The sequence below is a fragment of the Aminobacter sp. 01T433 genome (assembly GCF_056398585.1).
Genome location: NZ_JBFTPR010000011.1, coordinates 22758 through 43622, shown reverse-complemented (window position 1 = coordinate 43622; position 20865 = coordinate 22758). Strand labels below are relative to the sequence as shown.

22 protein-coding genes are annotated in these 20865 nt (G+C 61.2%); 7 read left to right on the top strand and 15 right to left on the bottom strand.

The window, feature by feature from the left end; translation table 11 throughout:
- Positions 1-4: 4 nt before the first annotated feature.
- Complete coding sequence (locus AC1DLV_RS19275) at positions 5-931, bottom strand: NADP-dependent oxidoreductase (RefSeq protein WP_476801535.1); 927 nt, start codon at positions 929-931, stop codon at positions 5-7.
- Positions 932-1027: 96 nt separating this feature from the next.
- Between AC1DLV_RS19275 and AC1DLV_RS19270 the strand changes: the two genes are divergently transcribed.
- Positions 1028-1438, top strand: coding sequence for a winged helix-turn-helix transcriptional regulator (locus AC1DLV_RS19270; protein WP_476836211.1), 411 nt, complete (start codon positions 1028-1030; stop codon positions 1436-1438).
- A gap of 87 nt (positions 1439-1525) precedes the next feature.
- Here AC1DLV_RS19270 and AC1DLV_RS19265 read toward each other — a convergent pair whose 3' ends face one another.
- Positions 1526-1903, bottom strand: a complete 378-nt coding sequence (locus AC1DLV_RS19265) for a flagellar export protein FliJ (protein ID WP_476801533.1) — start codon at positions 1901-1903, stop codon at positions 1526-1528.
- 451 nt (positions 1904-2354) lie between these two features.
- Here AC1DLV_RS19265 and ctrA point away from each other — a divergent pair, with 451 nt between their 5' ends.
- A complete protein-coding gene (gene ctrA / locus AC1DLV_RS19260) occupies positions 2355-3050 on the top strand; it encodes a response regulator transcription factor CtrA (protein WP_476787921.1) in 696 nt (231 codons plus the stop codon).
- Between the two features lie 133 nt (positions 3051-3183).
- On the opposite strand, the gene AC1DLV_RS19255 is transcribed toward ctrA, so the two are convergent.
- Positions 3184-3552: a response regulator gene (locus tag AC1DLV_RS19255; protein ID WP_476801532.1), complete on the bottom strand. Its 369-nt coding sequence runs from the start codon at positions 3550-3552 to the stop codon at positions 3184-3186.
- 321 nt (positions 3553-3873) lie between these two features.
- The gene (chpT, locus tag AC1DLV_RS19250; RefSeq protein ID WP_476836210.1) at positions 3874-4503 is read right to left on the bottom strand and encodes a histidine phosphotransferase ChpT; all 630 of its coding nucleotides are present in this window, start codon (positions 4501-4503) and stop codon (positions 3874-3876) included.
- A gap of 343 nt (positions 4504-4846) precedes the next feature.
- On the opposite strand from chpT, the gene AC1DLV_RS19245 reads away from it, so the two are divergent.
- Entirely contained in the window at positions 4847-5428 is a 582-nt protein-coding gene (locus AC1DLV_RS19245; RefSeq protein WP_476801530.1) for a DUF1134 domain-containing protein, read from the top strand.
- Positions 5429-5635: 207 nt separating this feature from the next.
- Positions 5636-6763, top strand: a complete 1128-nt coding sequence (locus AC1DLV_RS19240; protein ID WP_476801529.1) for a coiled-coil domain-containing protein — start codon at positions 5636-5638, stop codon at positions 6761-6763.
- 6 nt (positions 6764-6769) lie between these two features.
- Here the strand turns inward: AC1DLV_RS19240 and AC1DLV_RS19235 are convergent, their stop codons facing one another.
- From AC1DLV_RS19235 to AC1DLV_RS19215, 5 genes are all read right to left on the bottom strand, one after another.
- The gene (locus AC1DLV_RS19235) at positions 6770-7573 is read right to left on the bottom strand and encodes a TrmH family RNA methyltransferase (RefSeq protein ID WP_476801528.1); all 804 of its coding nucleotides are present in this window, start codon (positions 7571-7573) and stop codon (positions 6770-6772) included.
- A 57-nt stretch (positions 7574-7630) separates the two neighbouring features.
- Positions 7631-7927: an ArsR/SmtB family transcription factor gene (locus tag AC1DLV_RS19230; protein WP_476781522.1), complete on the bottom strand. Its 297-nt coding sequence runs from the start codon at positions 7925-7927 to the stop codon at positions 7631-7633.
- A gap of 131 nt (positions 7928-8058) precedes the next feature.
- The gene (locus AC1DLV_RS19225) at positions 8059-8823 is read right to left on the bottom strand and encodes a HugZ family pyridoxamine 5'-phosphate oxidase (RefSeq protein ID WP_476801527.1); all 765 of its coding nucleotides are present in this window, start codon (positions 8821-8823) and stop codon (positions 8059-8061) included.
- Between the two features lie 146 nt (positions 8824-8969).
- The gene (locus AC1DLV_RS19220) at positions 8970-9731 is read right to left on the bottom strand and encodes a 3-hydroxyacyl-CoA dehydrogenase (RefSeq protein ID WP_476801526.1); all 762 of its coding nucleotides are present in this window, start codon (positions 9729-9731) and stop codon (positions 8970-8972) included.
- 93 nt (positions 9732-9824) lie between these two features.
- The gene (locus AC1DLV_RS19215) at positions 9825-10361 is read right to left on the bottom strand and encodes a GNAT family N-acetyltransferase (RefSeq protein ID WP_476801525.1); all 537 of its coding nucleotides are present in this window, start codon (positions 10359-10361) and stop codon (positions 9825-9827) included.
- A 273-nt stretch (positions 10362-10634) separates the two neighbouring features.
- Here AC1DLV_RS19215 and AC1DLV_RS19210 point away from each other — a divergent pair, with 273 nt between their 5' ends.
- Complete coding sequence (locus AC1DLV_RS19210; protein ID WP_476801524.1) at positions 10635-11624, top strand: glutathione S-transferase family protein; 990 nt, start codon at positions 10635-10637, stop codon at positions 11622-11624.
- 230 nt (positions 11625-11854) lie between these two features.
- Here AC1DLV_RS19210 and AC1DLV_RS19205 read toward each other — a convergent pair whose 3' ends face one another.
- Complete coding sequence (locus tag AC1DLV_RS19205; protein ID WP_476836209.1) at positions 11855-12370, bottom strand: NUDIX domain-containing protein; 516 nt, start codon at positions 12368-12370, stop codon at positions 11855-11857.
- 38 nt (positions 12371-12408) lie between these two features.
- On the opposite strand from AC1DLV_RS19205, the gene AC1DLV_RS19200 reads away from it, so the two are divergent.
- On the top strand, positions 12409-13341 hold the full coding sequence (locus AC1DLV_RS19200; protein ID WP_476801522.1) for a metallophosphoesterase family protein: 933 nt from the start codon (positions 12409-12411) through the stop codon (positions 13339-13341).
- Here AC1DLV_RS19200 and AC1DLV_RS19195 read toward each other — a convergent pair.
- The 5 genes from AC1DLV_RS19195 to AC1DLV_RS19175 all read right to left on the bottom strand — a co-directional run bounded on the left by AC1DLV_RS19195 (position 13331) and on the right by AC1DLV_RS19175 (position 19662).
- Complete coding sequence (locus AC1DLV_RS19195) at positions 13331-13939, bottom strand: hypothetical protein (protein ID WP_476801521.1); 609 nt, start codon at positions 13937-13939, stop codon at positions 13331-13333. The two genes, AC1DLV_RS19200 and AC1DLV_RS19195, sit on opposite strands and share 11 nt — an antisense overlap.
- A gap of 154 nt (positions 13940-14093) precedes the next feature.
- The gene (locus tag AC1DLV_RS19190) at positions 14094-14894 is read right to left on the bottom strand and encodes an alpha/beta fold hydrolase (RefSeq protein ID WP_476801520.1); all 801 of its coding nucleotides are present in this window, start codon (positions 14892-14894) and stop codon (positions 14094-14096) included.
- Between the two features lie 131 nt (positions 14895-15025).
- Positions 15026-16786, bottom strand: coding sequence for a tetratricopeptide repeat protein (locus tag AC1DLV_RS19185; RefSeq protein ID WP_476801519.1), 1761 nt, complete (start codon positions 16784-16786; stop codon positions 15026-15028).
- 135 nt (positions 16787-16921) lie between these two features.
- Positions 16922-18634 (bottom strand): 2-isopropylmalate synthase, encoded by a 1713-nt coding sequence (leuA, locus tag AC1DLV_RS19180; RefSeq protein WP_476801518.1) that lies wholly within the window; start codon positions 18632-18634, stop codon positions 16922-16924.
- Positions 18635-18954: 320 nt separating this feature from the next.
- Positions 18955-19662, bottom strand: a complete 708-nt coding sequence (locus AC1DLV_RS19175) for a hypothetical protein (protein ID WP_476801517.1) — start codon at positions 19660-19662, stop codon at positions 18955-18957.
- A gap of 155 nt (positions 19663-19817) precedes the next feature.
- On the opposite strand from AC1DLV_RS19175, the gene AC1DLV_RS19170 reads away from it, so the two are divergent.
- Complete coding sequence (locus tag AC1DLV_RS19170; RefSeq protein WP_476801516.1) at positions 19818-20861, top strand: helix-turn-helix domain-containing protein; 1044 nt, start codon at positions 19818-19820, stop codon at positions 20859-20861.
- Positions 20862-20865 lie beyond the last annotated feature (4 nt).

Below are 20865 nucleotides of genomic sequence, written 5' to 3'. Positions count from 1 at the left end.
CGCTCTAGAGCGTCAGCACCACCTTACCCTTGGGCTTGCTGGCAAGGTAGGTATGCGCCGCGCCCGCCTCAGCGAGCGGGAAGCTTTTGGCGACATGGACCTTGAGCTTACCGGACGCCGCCAGCTTGGCGAGTTCTTCCAGCCCCTCACGGTCGGGCCGCACCAAAATCCGCTCGATGCGAATGCCGCGCGCCTTGGCGTCTGACTGCGCCTTTTCGCTGGTGTCGAGCAGGGCAATGAGCCCGCCGCCCTTGCGCAGCACCTTCAGCGATTTTTCGGCATGGTCGCCGCCCAGCGGCTCAAACACCATGTCGACCTGGCCCGTCTTGGCAATAAAATCGTCCTTGGTGTAGTCGATCACCTCGTCGGCGCCCAAAGAGCGGACGAAATCGACCTTGCCCGGGCTTGCGGTGGCAATGACGTAAGCGCCGCGCGCCTTGGCGATCTGTACCGCGAGATGGCCGACACCGCCCGCAGCCCCATGGATCAGCACCCGCTCTCCGGCCTTGAGCTTCCCTGAAATCACCAGGCCCTGCCAGGCGGTCAGGCCGGCGAGGGGAAGGGCTGCCGCCGCTTCATGGTCGAGCGCTTCAGGCTTGTGCGCCAGTTCGCTTGCCGGGACTGATGCAAGCTCGGCATAGGCCGCCGCCTGCGCGGGGAAACGTGGCATGCCGAAGACTTCGTCGCCTGTTGCAAAGCCGTTGGCGGCCGGGCCGACTGCTTCGACGATGCCGGACAAATCCCAGCCGAGCACGAAAGGCGGTTCACCCAAAAGCGGGTAAAAGCCGCCGCGCACGGCGGCATCGACGGGATTGACGCCCGCTGCCTTGACGCGGATCAGCACTTCGCCTGCTTTGAGCTGCGGTGCGGGCTGCTCAGTGATCTCAAGCACTTCAGGTCCGCCGACGGTGTTCTGGGTAATGGCACGCATGGGAATGGCCTCCTTGGGATGAATGTATGTGCCACTATCATTTGGATAGTATCATTCTCTTGTCCAGTATGTACCTGCATGATATATAGGTACCCTATGGATAGTAATTGCGCACCCGACACACCCTTCGGCTACGATGCCTTCAGGCGCGAATGCATGTCGCACACCGTGCTCGAGATGCTGGCGAGCAAATGGGTCTATCTGGTTGTCGGAGCTTTGAAGCCGGGCAGGCGGCGCCATGGCGAGCTTGCCCGCAAGGTCGAAGGCATCACGCCCAAGATGCTGACGCAGACCCTACGAATTCTGGAGCGTGACGGGCTGGTGCGGCGCGAAATCTTCCCGGTCATTCCGCCGCGCGTCGAATATGAGCTGACGGAACTCGGACACAACCTTGCCGAGCTGCTCAACCAGATCAGGGTCTGGGCCGAGCGCCATGCGCCTGAAATTCGTGATTCGCGCGCCCAGTCGCTGGCCGGCGAAAATGAGCCGGCTGAATTTGTGGCCTAGGGCCCTGGTGCTTCCCGATGGACGCTTGAGTTCGGGAGCTACTTAGCGCCGGTTATCCTGCACTAACTATCTGGAAAATATCTTCTTTTAGCCGATCATCGCGCTGCGTCCGCCGGCCTCGGCGTCGCGGGTGCTGCGGTCGCGCGATTCGAGCATCTCTGCCTTGGACAGCTCCGCTTCAGCTTCGGCGAGTAAGGATTCGGCTGCGGCGCGCTGTTGCGCCAGGTCATGCTGGGAGTTTTTGAGATTGTCACGTCGTTGCCGCGCGGCTTTGGCGAAGGTCGGATAGGCGAAATGATTGAGATCAGTGATCCCCGCCTTCTTTTCTTCGGCGACGATCTGCAGTTCCAGATCGTTGGCCATGCGGTCGAATTCGGCGATCATCGAATCGAGCTGCATCAGCTGCCGGCGCTTTTCGTTCACCTGAAACTGCTTGAGTCTGACCAGGTTCTCACGTGATTTCATGACCCGATACTCCCGAACACCGAAAAACGCACTTCTACTCGCCTACTCCGGCCCCGAGGGACCTCGCCGCAACCGAACCGGTTTTGAACTCCCGGATATGGAAAACAAACTTTTAAAGTTTTTCTCCGCCGGTAACCATTCGTTTACGCGCATCGTTAATCATATCCATCGAGACTTAAGACCCGGTAAAGATTCTGGTTTTCGCCGCGAATGTGATCGGGTTGTCTCCGGAGTCGCTTAGTCAGCCTTGTTAATGCGTCGCGTTAAGATGTTGACCGTGTGATTCATGTTTAGATTCAAGTGGGTGTATGCGCCGGTTAAAATTTCTGATATGGTCTTCCATACGAAATTAGGTTTTGTTAACCATTCGATGGCAGCCTCCGATTCAGTAGCACTGGGCCGGTATGGATTGGACCGCGAAGAGGTTCCGGCAGCAGAAAAGGGGATATGAATGCGCGTTCTGCTGATAGAAGACGACAGTGCAACCGCACAGAGCATCGAATTGATGCTCAAATCGGAGAGCTTCAACGTCTATACGACCGATCTCGGCGAAGAAGGCGTCGATCTCGGCAAGCTCTATGACTACGATATCATCCTTCTCGACCTGAACCTGCCTGACATGTCGGGCTACGAGGTTCTGCGCACTTTGCGCCTGTCCAAGGTCAAGACGCCGATCCTGATCCTCTCCGGCATGGCCGGTATCGAGGACAAGGTGCGCGGCCTCGGCTTCGGCGCCGACGACTACATGACCAAGCCGTTCCACAAGGACGAGCTGGTGGCGCGTATCCATGCGATCGTCCGCCGTTCGAAGGGCCACGCCCAGTCGGTCATCATCACCGGCGAGCTGATCGTCAATCTCGACGCCAAGACGGTCGAGGTTGGTGGCCAGCGCGTGCACTTGACCGGCAAGGAATACCAGATGCTGGAGCTGCTCTCGCTGCGCAAGGGCACCACGCTGACCAAGGAAATGTTCCTCAACCACCTCTATGGTGGCATGGACGAGCCGGAACTGAAGATCATCGACGTCTTCATCTGCAAGCTTCGCAAGAAGCTCGACGCTGCTTCCGGCGGCCAGAGCTTCATCGAAACTGTCTGGGGCCGCGGCTATGTGCTGCGTGAGCCGGAAGAGCTTCGCGAAATCGCCTGATTTTCTTGCACTACCTTCAGTCAAACCCGGCCTCCGTGCCGGGTTTTCTTTTTTCCAGAACGCATTGCATGCGGATGAACGCTTGCGATTTGCGCTTCGCCGCCCTTTGTCCAGGCCTCTGCGCCAGCCGGGTTCAGGCTGCTACGTCGAAGGCGCGGAAGCGGTCGAGCAGTTGCGGCCGGGTGAACGGCTTCAGCAGATAGCCTTGGGCGCCTGCCCGCTTCGCGCGCATGATGGCGCCAATGTCGACCTCTGTCAGGCAGATCGCGATCTGCGGCTTGACCCTGCCGTCCATGGCGCGGACACGGCGGATGAACTCGGCCGGTGTCATATCCTCCAATGCGCCGTCGACAACGATGATTTCGGGCATGTCATAGGCGCACATGTCGAGGCCCTCAGCACCGGTCGAGGCTTCGACGACGGCCAGGTCCGGGCCATTCAGGATGCGTTTGGCGACTTTGCGAATGACGCTCGAATCATCGACGAACAGGCAGCGCTTCATATCCCGTTCCTCTTTTCGGGAGCCGAGCGCGCCAAACGCGCCGGGGTGTTTCCTGGACCCTAGCGTTGGTGCGTAAAGAAGCGGAAAACCCGGATGGTAAAAAACTTGGAAATATTGGCGGAAAGGGATGTTTTCTGCCACGTGCCAAGCGTTCGCTGGCTGGTCTCAAGTTTTTGAGGCTCGGCAGCGGGATGCCGGCAAATCGCCGTCGATTGTCTGGCTGATATGCTCGCAAACATCAGCCAAGCTATGCGCGATCACCAGGCATGACCTGGCGATCGTCCTAAGCTGGTCTTTAGCTATACAGAAAGCCTGGTGCTATCACTCGGCTGTCAGCAGGATCTCTTCGGGCGTTGCATGGATCGAGATCGTCATGCCGGCCTCGCGCGCCAGAAGCAACGCGTAGTAGGGCTGCACCGAATGGGCGTCGATCGGCTCTTCCGGCTTCTGGCCGGAATGCAGTTCGAGGAACTTCGGTGGCACGCGCAGCATCGGGCCACTGGCCGACAGGGTGAATTTCGGCGCCGTATCCACGTTTTCAAGCAGGACGTTGAGCTTGCCGCCGCGCGGGATCGCGGCATGGGCGACCAGGAGCAGGTTTAGCAGCAGCTTGACCTTGTTCTTGGGCAAAAGCGCGCGCCCGCCGCTCCAGATCAGTTCCGGCTTTTCGTTCTTGAAAAAGGCGGTCGCGACCGCTTCGGCGTCGCCGGTGTCGATCAACATACCGGCCGAGCCGGCCGCGCCAAAGGCGATGCGTGCGAACTGCAAGCGTGCCGAGGCATTGCGGGCGCTGGTGCGGATGAGGCGCATGGCGTCTTCGTCGGCACCGCCTTCGTCGAGCAGTTCAAGTCCGTTGTTGATGGCGCCAACCGGCGAGATGATGTCGTGGCAGACCCGGCTGCACAGCAGTGCTGCAAGGTCAGGAGCGGAAAGCGTCAACAATTCGGCCATGAACGGCATCCCTCGGGCAAATGGCTTGAACCACAATAATGGGGCCACGGCACCCGGCTGGGCGAATCAGGGCTGGCCTTGCAGTCCTCTTGGTTACACAGCGCCGCCTCATGCGGCAAGAAACAGCAGCCAAAGGGTGCGCGAAATGCTGGCTTTTCTGCGCAAATCAAGACTTTCCCACTCATGGGCATGCCTTCGATCCGCCATCTTCGTAGGCCAGTTTAATGGTTGAAAAAGGATTACGGCATAGTTTGCCGGAGTTGGACCAGCCAGCCGCCAATCAAGAGCAGCAGCGGGTCCGGGGCGTCGGAGAGAGTGTGCTCCCAGACGGAGATTTGGAAGCATGATTTCCCGATTCTATGGCCGGACGTTTGCCCGGCTTGTTGCCGCGGTGTTCGTCCTTGTCGGCGTTCTGGCATTTTCGACATCTGCGTCGCGCGCGCAGCAATATACCTCGCAGGAGATCCTTGATTCCGGCCATCGCTTTTTTGGTTCGACTTCGGGCGGTCTCGCCAGCGTCGTCGAAAAGGTCTTCGCGTCTTACGGACTGCCGAACGGCTATGTCCTCGGCGAAGAGGGTTCCGGCGCCTTTGTCGGCGGCCTGACCTACGGTGAAGGCACGCTCTACACCAAGAACGCCGGCGACCATAAGGTCTACTGGCAGGGGCCTTCGCTGGGCTGGGATTTCGGCGGGCAGGGCTCGCGCACCATGATCCTAGTCTATAATCTCGATGACGTGAACAATCTCTACGATCGTTATGGCGGTGTCGCGGGTTCGGCCTATGTGGTTGCCGGTGTCGGCTTCAACGTTCTCAAGCGCGGCAATATCCTGCTGGTACCGGTACGCACCGGCATTGGCGCCCGGTTGGGCGTTAATCTCGGTTACCTGAAATTGACCCAGCAGCCGACCTGGAATCCGTTCTGATCGCGTACAGAGCGGATCGGACGGGTACCACAACGGTATCGCGCGTCCTGATGGACGCGCAAAGGACGCTGAACAGTCAAATCTGTGCATGATCCCTTGCGAAAATCGATTTCGATTTTCGGGGTCATGCATAGCATTTGCAGCGGTGCTGGATTCCTGCCATGGGAACATGGCAAACTCGCGCCTGTCCGTAACGGGTAAAGTGCTTTGGTCCAGTCAATCCTGTTTTTCGTTCTTGGCTTTCTGACCGCCGGGTTTTTCGTGCTGCTGATCGCGCCTGCGGTGTGGCGTCGCGCCGTCTCGGTCACCCGGCAGCGGGTCGAGGCCAAACTTCCAATGACGCTGGAAGAAATCCGCGCGGACAAGGACAGTCTGCGCGCCGAGCACGCCATGGCGCTGCGCAAGGTCGAGGTCCAGCTCAAGGCGTCGCAGGAAAAGGTGCTCTCGCAGGCCGTCGACCTCAGCCGCATCCGTGAGGCGCAGAAGATCGTGGTTACCGACCATGCCGACGAGGTGCGCGTTGTCAGCGAGCTCGATGCCAAGCGCGGCAACCTGCGCAATGAACTCGGCAAGCGTGACGAACAGATCAAGGCGCTGGTCGCCCAGCTCGCCGAAGCAGAGCGCGTGCTGGAGCAGCGTGCGCGTGAGGTCGAAGAAATCGGCGGCCTGTATGACGAGGCCAGCCTGTCTTCGAGCAATCGCCAGATTGAACTGGTGAACCGCGAAAGCGAGTTAGGCAAGCTGTCGGACGACATGTCGACGCTGCGCCATCAGCGCAATGAGACCGACCAACGGCTGAGCGAACTCGAAGCCGATAACAAGGCGGTGCGCGAAGCGTTGAAGGCGGAGACCAGGCGTGCTGGCGAACTCGACAGGAAATTGCAGGAAATGGCGGCGTCGCTGGACGATCGTGACGACAAGATCGAGCAGCGCGAGGGCGAACTTGCCCAGGCGCGTGAGCAACTGAAAAGCCCGCAAGGCACGCAGGAGACCAACAGCATGACCAACGGAGCCGCTCCCTCGCTCGAGCGCGAACGCCTCGAAGGTCGGCTGACCACCCTGATGCGCGAGAACAAGCGGCTCAAGGGTGAGCTTGCCCAGGCGGGGCGGAACGCTTCGACGCCGGGGCAGGATTCGCAATTGCGCGAACAGATGCACGAGCTGGCCGCTGAGGTCGTTGCACTTACGGCACGGCTCGAAGGGCCAGATTCGCCGATTGCCGACGTGCTGGCCAAGGTCGGCGAGAGCCGTGCTCCGAGCAATGGCGAGGCGCCGGCGGTGATCAGCCTTGCCGACCGTGTCCGCGCGCTGCAGAAGTCGCCAGCGGCCGAGTAGGCTCGTTCAGTTCGTGGCGTCGGTGAAGTGATGCAGCGCGATCGCCGAGGCAGCCGCGACATTGAGGCTGTCGAAACCCGGCGCCATCCGTATGCGTGCCGTCGTCAGTCGTTTCAGCAGCGGCTCGGGCAGGCCTTCGCCTTCGGTGCCGAGATAGAGCGCCAGCCGCTTCGGGCGCTTCAAGTCGCGGATGTCGGCCTTGCCCGCAGGCGATAGCGCCAATTGCTCGAAACCATGGCGAGACAGTGCATCGGCGAGTTCGCTGGCCGTTCCCCCTGCGGTGAACGGCACCTTGAGCGCGGCGCCGACCGAGACCCTGATCGCCTTGCGGTAGAGCGGATCGCAGCAGGTTTCGTCGAGCAACACCGCATCGGCGCCAAAGGCTGCGGCGTTGCGGAAAATCGAGCCGATATTGTCGTGATTGGAAATGCCGACCGGCACAGCCACCAGCGCACGCTCGGGCAGGGCGCTCAACATGTCATCGACCGAAATCGCGGTGCCCTTGAGGCCGATGGCAAGAATGCCACGATGCATGTGAAAGCCGGCGATGGCGTCGATGACCGTGCTCGATGCGACATAGACAGGCATGCCCTCGGGGGCTTGGCTCAGCGTCTCAGTCATGCCGGAGAGGCGATTTTCGAGAACCAGCACCGACTCTGCCACAAAGCGCCGCGCGCCAAACAGCACGTTGAGCACGACCTTGCCTTCGGCGACGAAGCGTCCTTCGCGGCCGACAAGGTCGCGCTCGCGTATGTCGAGATAAGGAGCGACACTCGGGTCGGTGGGGTCGTCGATGCGGATGATGTTCATGGCTGCTTCATAGCGGAGGGCAGGCCGCTATGGGAGCCTGGAAAGGGCTGGATAGTTTCAGGCGTCTTCGAAAATGCCTTCCAGCGTGCCGAGAAGCTTGCGCACGGCGTCGGACTTGCAGGTGTAATAGATCATCTGCCGATCGCGCCGCGTTTCAACCAGCTCTTCGTTGCGCAGGCGCGCAAGATGCTGGGACAGTGCCGATTGGCTCAACGATACCTTTTCGGCGATAGCGCCCACCGACATCTCCGTGTCGAGCAGGTGGCTCATGATCATCAGTCGTTTTTCGTTGCCCATAAGCGTGAGCAAGGAGGCCGCAGCTTCCGCATTGGCCGTCAGTTTTTTCGGTTTCATGGGTACCCCGTGTATCCGCAATGCTTTCCGGCGTCATGGGGGCAACAACGCCGAATTACCAAGCCAGCTCGTCAGTGGAATCAATAGCCGAATCTAGCTTCTTCAGCACAAATCAGCTTTCACTCAAAAAATCAAGACTTGGCTGCGCGACCTTCCTTTGCCATTTCGACAAGGCTTCGTCTGAGATCCGCTGCCTCGCCAAGCATTTCCGGGAACAGCACGCGGCCGGTCTCGTCGCCCGCTGCCAGATCCATCCCCTCCGGATCAAAGCCGCTGAGCACCCAGCCCTTGTCGGCGAGCTTGCCGAAGTGACTGGCATAGATGGCGATTGCCTCGCGATGGTCGGCGTTCATGTGATCGAGCGCTGACTGCTCGGCCCCAGCAATCGCCTCCACCGCAGCGCCCGCCAGAAGGAGGTCGTGGCGGGTCAGCAGATAGGCCTTGCCAAAACCGCCATTGAGGTTGGCGCGCTCCAGCTCGAGCCGGAAGACTGCAAAATCGCCGAGCCCGGCATAAAGCTTTGCCTTGGGGTTGCGGTTGAGGTAGCGGCGCTCGGCGCGGGCCTGCTCGGGTGTGCCGCGTTCCAGGCGAACCGCCCGGCAAAACAAGGTGATACGTGGATAGGCGAGCGGGTCACCCTTGCCGATCTCGCCGACCAGAAGCGAGCAGCGCGGATCGGCGACGATGCCCTTGGTGTGGGCGGACAGCCCTGAGATCAGGATCAGCGGCGTGCCATCGACGTCGGTGGCAGTGCCGACGCGGCTGGCGAGAGGTGAACCGGTCTCCGGCTCGATGACGGCAAGCGCGCCGTGACGGGCTGTGCGCATCAGTGAGCGGGCAAGCGCTATCGCCTGGGCATCGGTCTCGCGAATGACGTCTTTCTTGCGCTCTTCCACTGCTTCACCACTAAATATGACTAATTTAATCTACTTATCCAAAGCAGCGCAGGCTTGGCAAGGGCATCCCTAGGCCAAAATGGAAAACAGCCCCGGAAGCTTGCGCTGCCGGGGCTGAGGATATTCGATTTCGGGGCGTTCGGCGCCTATTTCGGTGCCATGCGGATCGCGCCGTCGAGACGGATGGTCTCGCCGTTGAGCATCTGGTTCTCAACGATGTGCAAGGCAAGGGCGGCATATTCCGATGGCTCGCCGAGGCGCGGCGGGAAGGGGACTGCGGCTCCCAGGGAATCCTGCACCTCTTGCGGCATCGCCGCCATCATCGGGGTCTTGAAGATGCCGGGCGCAATGGTTGCGACACGGATGCCCGAGCGGGCGAGGTCGCGCGCGATCGGCAACGTCATGCCCACGACACCGCCCTTGGAGGCGGAGTAGGCGGCCTGGCCCATCTGGCCGTCATAGGCTGCGACCGAGGCTGTGCTGACGATGACGCCGCGCTCGCCGCCCTGCAGCGGCTCGAGCTTCGATGCGGCGTCGGCAAACAGGCGGATCATGTTGAAGGAACCGATCAGATTGACCTCGATCACCTGGCGGAACACGCTGAGCGGATGGGCACCGTCCTTGCCCACCGTTTTCACGCCGACGGCGATGCCGGCGCAGTTGACGAGGATGCGCGCGGTGCCGAGCTTGGCTTCGACTTCGGCGAAAGCTGCAACAGCACTTTCTTCGTTGCTGACATCGCAACGCACGGCGATGCCGCCAATGTCGGCGGCAACCTTTTCGGCGCGTTCAAGGCTGAGATCGAAGATCGCGACCTTGGCGCCCTTGGCTGCGAGTGCGCGTGCGGTGGCTTCGCCAAGGCCGGAGCCGGCGCCGGTGACCACTGCGATCTGCCCATTTGGATTCATGTCAGCCTAGTCCTCTGTTGCTGTGAATGAATGCTCTAGCGCATCGGCCCGAAAACCGTAATCGGTTTCGGTTGTCGCAGGCTCGCGCTTGGCTCAGGCAGCCTCGGGCGCGCGCTGCGGCGTCTTGGCCAGATCGGCATGAACGACCTCGCCGGAAAGCAGCGCCACCGCACCCGGCACGATCTCGTGTGCGAGCAGGCGGTTGAGATCGACGGGGCGCGGCATTTCAATCTGGCCACGCGGAATGCGGGCGAAACCGAGCGGCCCGTAATAGGGTTCGTCGCCGACCAGGACCACTGCGGGCTCGTTTGCCTTCGCGGCCGCGGCAAGCGCCATGGCAACGAGTTTGCGGCCGATGCCCATGTTCTTGAAGTCGGGACGCACGGCAAGCGGACCAAGCATCTGCGCGCGCCCTTCACCGGCAGCAATCGGCGTCATCCTGACCGAGGCGATCACCTGGCCGCCCTGCATGGCGACAAAGGACAGCGAGCGGTCGTGCGGGCCGCCTTCGCGGATCTTGTAGGCGGCGCGGGTGAAGCGGCCGGGCCCAAAGGCTTCGGCATTGATGTCGTCGATTTCGAGGTCGTGCGCCGGGGTTTCCGGCAGATAAGTCACGTCGGCGAGGGTCATGTTCTGTGCAGTCCGGTGTCCTGGGATGAGGTGCCGCGAGCCAAACCGCAGCATTCGCAAGTCAGCGCTTCAAGCGCGTGCGCTCATTCGTCGTCGGTCGATCCGGATATTTGCAAAACAATGTGACATCGAAATGCCCGCTAGCATCATTTGAAGCGCCCGTCCATCGTGCATTTGAGTGATGTGCGTCTGCTGTTGACGATCCGTTCAGACAGTCGCCCTTCGGATTGGGCCCTTCGTGTCCTACATGGTGGCAAACGAAAGGATTTTACGATGGGATTGCTGGTCGAAGGCAAATGGCAGGACCGCTGGTACGACACCAAGTCGACGGGCGGCAAATTCGTGCGCTCGCATTCGCAATGGCGTGACTGGATCACGGTCGATGGCAAGCCGGCGGAGGGCCGCATGCGCGGCTTCAAGGCCGAGCCGGGGCGCTACCACCTCTATGTCTCGCTCGCCTGTCCCTGGGCCCACCGGACGCTGATCTTCCGCGCGCTGAAGAAGCTCGAAGACATCATCTCGGTTTCGGTCGTGCATCATTTCATGGGCGAGAACGGCTGGACCTTCCGCACCGACGATGGCGCCACTGGTGACACGCTCTACGGCCTCGATTTCCTGCACCAGATCTACACCAAGGCGGATCCGACCTATTCGGGCCGCGTCACCGTGCCGGTGCTGTGGGACAAGAAGGAAAAGACGATCGTTTCCAACGAATCGTCCGAGATCATCCGCATGCTGAACTCGGCTTTCGATGAATGGGGCGATGCCTCGGTGGATTTCTATCCCGAAAAGCTGCGTAGCGAGATCGATGCGGTCAACGATCTGGTCTACCCCTCGATCAACAATGGCGTCTATCGCGCCGGCTTCGCCACCACGCAGGCCGCCTATGAGGAAGCCTTCAACGAGCTGTTCGCGGCACTCGACACGCTGGAAGAGCGGTTGTCGCGCCAGCGCTATCTCGTCGGCAACCAACTGACGGAAGCCGACTGGCGGCTGTTCACGACGCTTGTCCGTTTCGACCCGGTTTATGTCGGGCACTTCAAGACCAATTTGCGCCGCATCGCCGATTATCCGAACCTGTCGAACTATCTGCGCGAACTTTATCAGGTGCCCGGAGTGGCCGAGACCGTGAACCTGCTTCACATCAAAGCGCATTATTACGGCAGCCACACCGGCATCAATCCGACCGGCATAGTGCCGGTGGGGCCAGAGGTCGATTTTTCGGCGCCGCATAACCGGGGAAAACTGCTGAAGGCGGCGTGAGTACTCTTTGAGTATTCTTGAGGTTGCGCTCCACGGCGCCCCCTCTGGCCTGCCGGCCATCTCCCCCTCAGGTGGGGAGATTGGCAGCTTCGGGGCCTTGCCTTTTTTGCAACGTAGACGATTGGCGAAAGTCGTGGTGCCGGCGTGATCTCCCCACCTGAGGGGGAGATGGCCGGCAGGCCAGAGGGGGCGCGAAGGAACGTGACCTGGCGGCTTCAACACCGTTTCGCCTACCAATAGGGCGACGCTGTCACACCTTCAAAAACCTCAGCGATCCGTCGCCGTGTTGCCGGCGTCGTGTTTTCCGGCAGCGCGTCGAGCGGGAAGAAGCCTGCTTCGGCGATCTCGTGGTCGGGCAGCTTCGGACTGTCCTGCCTGAAGCCTTCGATCAGATAAAGGCCGACATGGTCGCGCTTCGTCGCCTGCTTGTTGAGGTGGATCGATTTCAGCACCGGAGGAGCGGAAACCGTGATGTTGCCTTCTTCCTCCAATTCGCGCGTCAGCGACTCGACAAACGTCTCACCGATCTCGACGCCGCCGCCTGGCAACTGCCAGCCCGGCACGTAAGTGTGGCGGATCAGAAAGACGGAGTTGGTCGCCGCGTCGTGGACCAGCCCACGAACACCAAGCGTCATCGGCCTCCGCAGCAGGAAATAGACATGAAACAGGCGCCCGCGCAGCCGCGACCACGCGCTTTGGCGAAGCGGGTGGGATTTGACATCAATGCCCATCAGGAGTGTCGCCATGGCTGGAAAGCCGTCACCGCGTGACCTAAAAGGGTATGATGTTCAGGCTTGCCCATATTTCTGATGTCCATCTTGGTCCGCTTCCGGATGTAACCTATCGCGACCTCGCCTCCAAGCGCGTGGTCGGCTACGTCAACTGGCAGCGAAACCGCCGCCGTCATCATCATGACGGCATCGTCGATGCGATTGTCGCCGACCTCAAGGCACACGTGCCCGACCACCTCGCGGTGACCGGCGATCTCGTCAATCTGGCGCTCGACGGCGAGATCGAACTGGCGCGGCTGTGGCTCGAAACGCTTGGCGCGCCGTCAGATATCTCGGTCGTGCCGGGCAATCACGACGCCTATGTGCCTGGAGCCTTCGACAAGGCCTGCCACGCCTGGGCGCCGTGGATGAATGGCGATGGCGCGCATGGTCCGGTTGGCCGCACGAGCTTTCCTTATGTTCGCGTCCGCAAAGGCGTGGCACTGATTGGCGTGTCGACGGCGCGGGCAACAGCACCCTTCATGGCCAGCGGCTTTTTTCGCGACGGGCAGGCCGAACGGTTGGCACGGATTCTTGAGGAAACGGGCAAGCGCGACCTGTTCAGGGTGGTGATGATCCATCACCCGCCGGTGCGCGGTGCGGTTGGCCAGCACAAGCGGTTGCTCGGCATCGGCAAGTTCCAGAAGGTGATCAGGCAAAGTGGCGCCGAGCTTGTGCTGCATGGCCATTCGCATCTGCCGACGCTTCATTGGATTGACGGGCCCGCAGGCACGGTGCCGGTGGTGGGGGTTGCAGCCGCCGGCCAGGCAGCGGGTGGCCTCAAGCCAGCGGCACAGTTCAATCTGCTCGACATTTCGGGCGAACCTGGGAGCTGGAACGTGCAGTTGAGCCGGCACGGCCTTGCAGGGTCGACAACGCCACCGCCGGTCGTGACACTCGACCTTACGGCCGCAGCGCCACACAAGGCAGTGCTCGTCAGAAGCTGACGCCGGTGGCAGCGAGGCGTAGCCAGTAGAGTGCCGCCATCACTGCTATGCCGACGACTGCGCCGGCGACAAGCAAGCCGAATCCGGACAGGAAGCTGGGCCAGATCGGCTGGCCGATGCGTCGCAATGGTGGCTCGGCCTCGCTGACCGCTTCCCTGGCAAAGCCCGGCAGTGCCGGATCGGCCCCGCCTTCCATCATCTGCTGGCGCTCGACAATGCGTTCGGCAATGTAGCGCGTCACTTGATCGGCGATGCGCTTGGGGTCGGTGGATTCAGCCAGCACGATGCGGCCGATACGGGTGTCGCGGACAAAGCGGAATGTGCGGCGGTCGCGGCCAAGGCCGACATGGCTCACCGCGTCGATCCACAGCCGCGGCTGAAGACCCGAGGAGATGACGAAATCGAAATTGTCGATGTCCTTCGGCACGTCGGCAAAGACTGGCTCGAGTTCCGCAGCCAGCAGCTCGAGCCGCATCCGATGGGCATCGCGCAGATCGACGACCACATCGGTGCGGTCGGCGGTGGCATTCTTGACGTCGCGAATGGCGTCCGACAGCACGCGCGCCGGCTTCATCGCGCTCACATTGTCGTCGCTCATGGCCTCTTGCCTCGGATCTCAGTTAAGCAAGAGTCAACATAGTCACGATCGCGGCGGAATTGTATCCCACCCAAATGCATATTCGTGATCGCGCGGCAGCCCGAAAAGGATTTTTGCGCAAGCATTTAGCGGGCATTGCGCATGATTTGATTCATCAGGCGTCGCAGGCAGCCAACATAGGCTGGGGGCGCTGGCGCCGGCGGCTCATGCGGCGCACGATGTCGGCAACAAGGGCGGGTGTTTCCTCCGGCAGCATGTGGCCGATCTCCAGCACATGGTGGATGAGGAAGCCCGCCGGCAGGTCGTCTGCGTGACTGTAAGGCAAAACGGCATCGTCGGTGCCCCACACCACCATCACCGGCATAGCCAGAGTCGCGAGGTCGTCGCGTGGGATGACGCCTTGCTTGTCGTTGGCGGTCATTGCCTCGGCCAAGGCGATCAGCTTTTCGGTTTGGCCGGGGCGGGCGCGCATTTCCGACAGTTCGCGAACAGCCTGTTCCGGCACGGTGCTGTCTGGACTCGACATTTCGGCGAGGCAGGAGCGGATCTCGTCGGTGCAGGATGCTGCCGCGTAACGCCTGAGCAGGGGGCCATTGATTTCAGGGCCGTAGCCGCCCGGCGCAAGCAGGGTTAGCGAGGCTACCCGTTCTGGCTCCAGCAGGGCGGCAAGGGTTGCTACAGCGCCCCCCATGGAATGGCCGACGAAATGCGCGCGGGCAATGCCACGCGCGGCGAGATCGGCCAGCACTGCTTTCGCTGCTATCTTGGCCGGACCGGCCTTAGGATAGTCGAGCGAGTGGCCGTGCCCCGGCAAATCGTAGACGACAGTAGTGAATGCCCCGTCCAGGCAATCGACGACATCTCCCCAGACACCGCCGCAACCCCCGAAACCGTGTAGCAACACCACCACGTTTTTGCCGCTCCCCCGAACGGCAGCATGGATGGAGTAATTCATCTTTTCTCAAATGACCTGTAACGAAATCCGTAGAAAGTTCTAATTTGAAAGCAACGAAATGTAAAACATTGTATGAGTGCCAACGATACAAAATTAGTTATGCGTAAAGCGCCCGGAAAAGGCCCTGAAGCTCAAATCTGGCTGCCCAGACCGGCGGCGCGCAGAGCCTTGGTCAGCGACTTTGTCAGCTCCGCCGGGTATTTGCCCTTGGCGAAGGCGGCTGCCGGATCGTTGGCAAAAGCAGGGTAGTTCGCGGAAATCTCCTTGGACAATTCCAATGCCAGTTTGGCGTCGCCGACGAAATGTGCGGCGATGAGGCGAGCTGCGACATAGTGCGGTTTCTTGTTGGTCGTAAGCGCGTTGGTGGCGCGCGCGGCCGCGTAGCGGTTGCCGAGCATGAACTCGCCTAAGAACAATCCGTAGTCCCACCAGCCCGGGTGCGCGCTGGCGCTTTCGACGGCACGCTTCATGATCGGCACGCCGTCGCTGTAACTGCCCGCAAGAACCAGGGCGTAGCCATATGAAGCGGCCATGGTCAGGTCGTAGGTGTTGAGTTCGTAGGCCTTGCGTATCCAGCGCATGGACTCGGAGCCATCGCCGACGCGCGATTGCAGATAGCCGAATGCGCGATGGGCGTAGGGGCTGGTGGAGCCCATCTGCACCGCACTGTGGGCAAGGGCATATGCGCCCTCTGTCGAGGCGTTGGGCGGATAGGGATAGTTGTCGGTCACCGCCTCCTGTTGCAGCGAGGCGAGTTCGGCGTAGACCACGGGCGACTTTGCACCGCGCTTGGACAGCTGTTCCATGCACTGGTAGGCGGCGCGATGCTTGGCGGCATTTTGATCCATGTAGTAGTCGCCGCTGAGCAACAGACAGGCTGTTAGCCCTCGCTGCAACCCGTTCTGCTCGATGTAGCCATAGACCGTGCCCGAAGCGGGGATCGCCGAGGTGACGATCTCAGCGATGCGGTCGTCGATAGCGTCAGGGCTGACATCTTGCGCGGACAGAACGCGCGACAGCAGGATCCTGCCACTGGCCATGTGCTGAAGCTCGACCAGCACCGATCCGCTGCTGGGACCTGCATTGACGGTGAAGTCGAAATCGGTGGCGTCGGCGCGCCTGGCGGCTTCGGACCGGTCGCGGGCGATGAGATCGATCGTATCGAAGCCAGACAGGGCCGTCCGCAACACGGTTGCCACGCGCGCCGTCTCTCCGCCCTCCGATGCCGAATGGATATGCACGGCCGGCAGCTGGTCGACGGCATCGCCGATGCTTGACGTGGCGCCGCGGAAATCGCTCAGGCTGGCGATGTCCATTCCGATGGGGCCGCCGAAATTGCGGAAAACCAATATGCCGAGCATGACGATGACCAGCGCCATCGCCGCCCAGAAGTAGCGCAGCTGCCGCTTGACGCTGGTGCCGGAATAAGCGGGATCTGCCTGGGCCTCTTCGCTCTGATGCTGGTGGTTCCCGGCATGGACGGCGTCAGTTGCCGCGACAGCTGTGTCGCCTTGGATGTCACCGGAGGAGGGCGCGTCAGGCAGGGCCTCGGCCACTGCCTCATATGTCGGGACATAGCTGCCGCGCGGAATGACGACGCGGATCGGATCGGTGCTGCCTTCGGCTGCATAATAGTGGGCAAGCAGTTCTCTCAGGCGTCCGGCCTGGACGCGGACAACCGCGTCGGTCGCGGAATCGAACTCGGCGTCCTTGCCGAACACATCCACCGCGATGGCAAAACCCTTCAGCCGCTCGGCATCGCCGGCGAGCTCGCGCTCGACAAGATAGCGCAACAATTTTCGTGCCCGGTCGGATCGGCCGAAGGTCTCGCTGGCAACAAGCCGCTCAAGCGCTTCGCGCACTGCGGGGGCAGCAGGCGTGGAGGCAACCAAGTATCGACCCTTTTCGAACCGGTACGAATGGCCCGATCATAGACAGCTGGCGTCGGCGCACAAGCGCGCTGAACAACGATGGGCAAACGCCTCGCCGTTATCCACGGGCGAGGCGTATGCGAAGTCGAGTTAACCTTAACGCGACAGGATGCGGTTGGCCGCTGAAACCACCGCTTCAAGCGAGGCAGCCACGATATTGGTGTTGATGCCGGCGCCAAACAGGCGGCCGCCGGGATATTCCACTTCCATGTAGCAGATGGCCGAGGCGTTCGAACCGCGCTGGATCGAATGCTCGGAATAGTCGAGCACGGAAAGGTCGATGCCGATGTGACGCGAAAGAGCGTCGACAAAACCGTCGATCGGGCCGTTGCCTATGCCTGAGATCGTCACTTCCTTGCCATTGTCGACAATGGTTGCTTCGACGACGCGGCGGCCCTTCATCACCGGATCAGGGAAGGTCTGGTGGTCGACGAACTTGAGGCGCGCGGCCGGCTGGTCGACATAGACCTCGAGGAAGCGCTCATGGATGCGCTTGGGCGAGACTTCCTTGCCTTCGCTGTCGGTTATCGCCTGGATGTCCTGGCTGAACTCGACCTGCAGCGAACGCGGCAGGTTGAGACCGTAATCGGCCTGGAGCACATAAGCGATGCCGCCTTTGCCAGACTGCGAGTTGATGCGGATGATCGCCTCGTAGCTGCGGCCGACATCTGCCGGGTCGATCGGCAGGTAGGGCACTTCCCACAATGGCTTGTTGGCGACCTTGATTGCCTTCATGCCCTTGTTGATCGCGTCCTGATGCGAGCCGGAGAAGGCCGTGTAGACCAGTTCGCCGACATAGGGGTGGCGTTCGGGAATGACCATCTGGTTCGAATATTCGTAGACTTCCTTGATCCGCTCGATGTCCGAACAGTCGAGCTGGGGATCGACCCCTTGCGTGAACATGTTGAGTGCCAGCGTCACGACATCGACGTTGCCGGTGCGCTCGCCATTGCCAAACAGCGTGCCTTCGACGCGGTCGGCACCCGCCATCAGACCGAGCTCGGTGGCAGCGATCCCGGTGCCGCGATCGTTGTGAGGGTGCAGCGAGATGATCAGGTTCTCGCGGTTGTCGAGGTTGCGGCACATCCATTCGATCTGATCGGCATAGATGTTGGGCGTCGCCATCTCGACCGTCGAGGGCAGGTTGAGGATGAGCTTGTTGTCAGCCGTCGGCTTGATGATCTCGGTGACGGCGTTGCAGATTTCGAGCGCGACTTCGAGTTCGGTGCCGGTGAAGCTTTCAGGCGAATACTCGAAGCGATAGCCGCCGCCGGCCTTGGCCGCCATGTCGGTGATCATCTTGGCGGCGTCGGTGGCGATCTGCTTGATGCCGGCGACGTCCTTGGCAAACACCACGCGACGCTGCAACTCGCTGGTCGAATTGTAGAAATGCACGATCGGCTTATGCGCGCCCTGCAGCGCCTCGAAGGTGCGGGTGATCAATTCGGGGCGGCACTGCACGAGCACCTGCAGCGACACGTCTTGGGCGATATTGCCCTCTTCGATGCACCAGCGGGCGAAATCGAAATCGGTCTGCGAGGCCGACGGAAAGCCGATCTCGATTTCCTTGAAACCCATGTCGAGCAGCAACTGGAACATCCGCGCCTTGCGGTCGTGGCCCATCGGGTCGACGAGCGACTGGTTGCCGTCGCGCAGATCGACCGAGCACCAGATCGGTGCCTTGTCGATGGTCTTGGACGGCCAGGTCCGGTTGGGCAGGTCGATCTTCTGATAGGCTTGGTACTTCACTGCGGCGGTCGGCATGCCGGCGCTGCGGCCGGCATCGGCTGCGGAGGTGGTCTTGCTCATTGTCGGTCTCGTTCTCTTGGCCGCCATGCACGACATAGCGCGCACGCTTCAGCGGTTTTAAATCAGAATTTGGGTTCTGTTGTGAAGAGCAAAGGAGCTAATGCCTCGGCGGCAATTCGACCGCCGGACGCTCCCTTAACGAGCCCGGCGATCGCCGATAAGGCCGAGAAGAAGCAGAGCCGAAGAAAGCGCGCGCAGCGTCTCGCCCGCAAAAGCGGCCGGACGGGAGATTTCATTGATCTTGCGCGAAGTCATGGTCGCTCTCTTACAGGAGCCGTCTTGGGCGCGCAAGGGCAGCGCGCACCAAGCGCGTTCAGACCTCAACGTATCGTTGCGCGGACAAAGTCGCCCTTGATGCGCACTTCCGGTTTGGCACCCGGAGTGTTGACGACGGCGCTGTCGACGAGCGCTGCCCCGGCGGTGACGGAATAGCTGATCGGCACGCCCTTGCCGAAGCCAAGATAGACATCGAGCGCCTTGGCATCGATGTCGATGGTTCCATCCTGCCTGAGGTTTGCGAAGTCGAGGCGAGCCTGGACCGCTTCACCTTTCAAATCGACGCTTTCGGCGCGGCCGTCGAGCGAAACATCTGCGGCCTTGCTTGCGATGCGAACCGCGCCAAATTCACCCGCGAGATTGGCCTCCAATGCGGCATGATCGATGCTGACGGCGCTGTCTTTTGGCACATTGGCGCTGATGTCGGCGACGCAATCGGACAGGTCGATCCATGAAGGCGCAAACACATTGACGTAAAGCGTCGTGCCTTCGATGCGCATCTCGCCGGCATTGCGGCAGTCGGAGAAGAACCAGCTCGAATACCACTGCGTCAACCACCCGGACCTGCGGCTGCCGAGGCTCGCCTGATATGGCGCCTCGCCGGTGGTGATGTGTACCGAGCTTGCGTCGCCAATGATGGAAATTGCGGTGATAGCGGAGACGTCGAGCGTTTTCTTTGCCGATTCCGCAGCATTGGCCGGCAAGGTGGCGGCGCATGCAACAAGCAACAGTGTGAGCAGTTGGCTTTTCATTTTGAAACTCCGATCGTTCTTGCGGCCTGAAGTGGCGGCCGTTGATCGGTGCTCCCAGATGCTGATTATCTCGACCTCAAACACGATCCGGGTCGACCGCAATTGCGATAAAGGACATTCTCACCCGCAATTGCTTTGCATGGACCGCGTGCCCGATGATTTTTGTTCCCCTGCCTTTCGTCGTGGCGCTGCTGCTTGTCATCATGCTTGTCCGGATGGTGCGCCAGGGCGAGGCGGGCCTTGAGCAGAATCGCTATTTTATCCTGCTGATGGCAGCCTATGCATTGCAGTCCATGTTGATTGGGCTGCGTTGGGGTTACGACCTGCGCGAGATCCTGCCGGTTCAGTCCGTGCTCGCGGTCATCATCGCAGCCTTGGCCTGGATCAGTTTCCGCAACCTCGCCGTCGAGCAAACAGGAGCGTCTAAACCGCTGATCTGGCCGCATTTTCTGCCCGCCGGCCTTGTGCTCGTGCTGCTGGTCGTCTGGCGCGAGCCGGTCGGACCGCTGATCACTTTGGTCTTTTTGTCCTACGGCACAGCACTGCTGTGGCTAGCACGGCAGGGGCCCGACGGTCTCATCGCCTCGCGCCTCGACGGCTCGGTCGTTTCCTACCGCTCACTGCTGGTAACGGCATTCTGGATCATTGGCTCTGCGGTTACCGACGTGATCATCACCCTCGATCTGCAGTGGACTGGTGGGGCGTATTCGGGCGCCGTTGTCGGCTACGCGAATGTCATCGCTCTGCTGGTCCTTGGCGGAGCAGCGTCGATGGCGAGCCAGAACCAGTCCGACGACGAGGTGGGGCCCACTTTGTCAGGCGGCAACGAGCCTCAGGCGACCGAAGAGGATTCAGCGGTGGCCGCGTCTGTCGATGCGCTGATGCGCGAAAAACACCTCTACAGGGATGTCGACCTCAATCTTGGGCGCATCGCCAGGAAACTCAACCTGCCGGCGCGGCGGGTCTCGCTTGCCATCAACCGCATCCACGGCATGAGCGTGTCGCAATACGTCAACAACCACCGCATTGAGGAGGCTCGCCGGCTGCTGACGTCGACCGACGAGCCGGTGACGCGGATCATGTTCGACGCCGGATTTCTCACCAAGTCGAATTTCAATCGAGAGTTTCTACGGGTGACCGGCCTAAGCCCGACGGCGTGGCGACAGAACAACTGCATCGCCGAATCCCTGCCAAGCTGACAAG

Bases quoted from the DNA above. Each gene is read 5' to 3' on its own strand.
- AC1DLV_RS19200 (WP_476801522.1), top strand. From the start codon at position 12,409: ATGTTCAGGCTTGCCCATATTTCTGATGTCCATCTTGGTCCGCTTCCG.
- leuA (WP_476801518.1), bottom strand. From the start codon at position 18,634: ATGAGCAAGACCACCTCCGCAGCCGATGCCGGCCGCAGCGCCGGCATG.
- AC1DLV_RS19275 (WP_476801535.1), bottom strand. From the start codon at position 931: ATGCGTGCCATTACCCAGAACACCGTCGGCGGACCTGAAGTGCTTGAG.
- AC1DLV_RS19190 (WP_476801520.1), bottom strand. From the start codon at position 14,894: ATGAATTACTCCATCCATGCTGCCGTTCGGGGGAGCGGCAAAAACGTG.
- AC1DLV_RS19170 (WP_476801516.1), top strand. From the start codon at position 19,818: ATGATTTTTGTTCCCCTGCCTTTCGTCGTGGCGCTGCTGCTTGTCATC.
- AC1DLV_RS19210 (WP_476801524.1), top strand. From the start codon at position 10,635: ATGGGATTGCTGGTCGAAGGCAAATGGCAGGACCGCTGGTACGACACC.
- chpT (WP_476836210.1), bottom strand. From the start codon at position 4,503: ATGGCCGAATTGTTGACGCTTTCCGCTCCTGACCTTGCAGCACTGCTG.
- AC1DLV_RS19205 (WP_476836209.1), bottom strand. From the start codon at position 12,370: ATGGCGACACTCCTGATGGGCATTGATGTCAAATCCCACCCGCTTCGC.
- AC1DLV_RS19235 (WP_476801528.1), bottom strand. From the start codon at position 7,573: ATGAACATCATCCGCATCGACGACCCCACCGACCCGAGTGTCGCTCCT.
- AC1DLV_RS19230 (WP_476781522.1), bottom strand. From the start codon at position 7,927: ATGAAACCGAAAAAACTGACGGCCAATGCGGAAGCTGCGGCCTCCTTG.
- AC1DLV_RS19220 (WP_476801526.1), bottom strand. From the start codon at position 9,731: ATGAATCCAAATGGGCAGATCGCAGTGGTCACCGGCGCCGGCTCCGGC.
- AC1DLV_RS19255 (WP_476801532.1), bottom strand. From the start codon at position 3,552: ATGAAGCGCTGCCTGTTCGTCGATGATTCGAGCGTCATTCGCAAAGTC.
- AC1DLV_RS19195 (WP_476801521.1), bottom strand. From the start codon at position 13,939: ATGAGCGACGACAATGTGAGCGCGATGAAGCCGGCGCGCGTGCTGTCG.
- AC1DLV_RS19245 (WP_476801530.1), top strand. From the start codon at position 4,847: ATGATTTCCCGATTCTATGGCCGGACGTTTGCCCGGCTTGTTGCCGCG.
- AC1DLV_RS19215 (WP_476801525.1), bottom strand. From the start codon at position 10,361: ATGACCCTCGCCGACGTGACTTATCTGCCGGAAACCCCGGCGCACGAC.
- ctrA (WP_476787921.1), top strand. From the start codon at position 2,355: ATGCGCGTTCTGCTGATAGAAGACGACAGTGCAACCGCACAGAGCATC.
- AC1DLV_RS19265 (WP_476801533.1), bottom strand. From the start codon at position 1,903: ATGAAATCACGTGAGAACCTGGTCAGACTCAAGCAGTTTCAGGTGAAC.
- AC1DLV_RS19270 (WP_476836211.1), top strand. From the start codon at position 1,028: ATGGATAGTAATTGCGCACCCGACACACCCTTCGGCTACGATGCCTTC.
- AC1DLV_RS19175 (WP_476801517.1), bottom strand. From the start codon at position 19,662: ATGAAAAGCCAACTGCTCACACTGTTGCTTGTTGCATGCGCCGCCACC.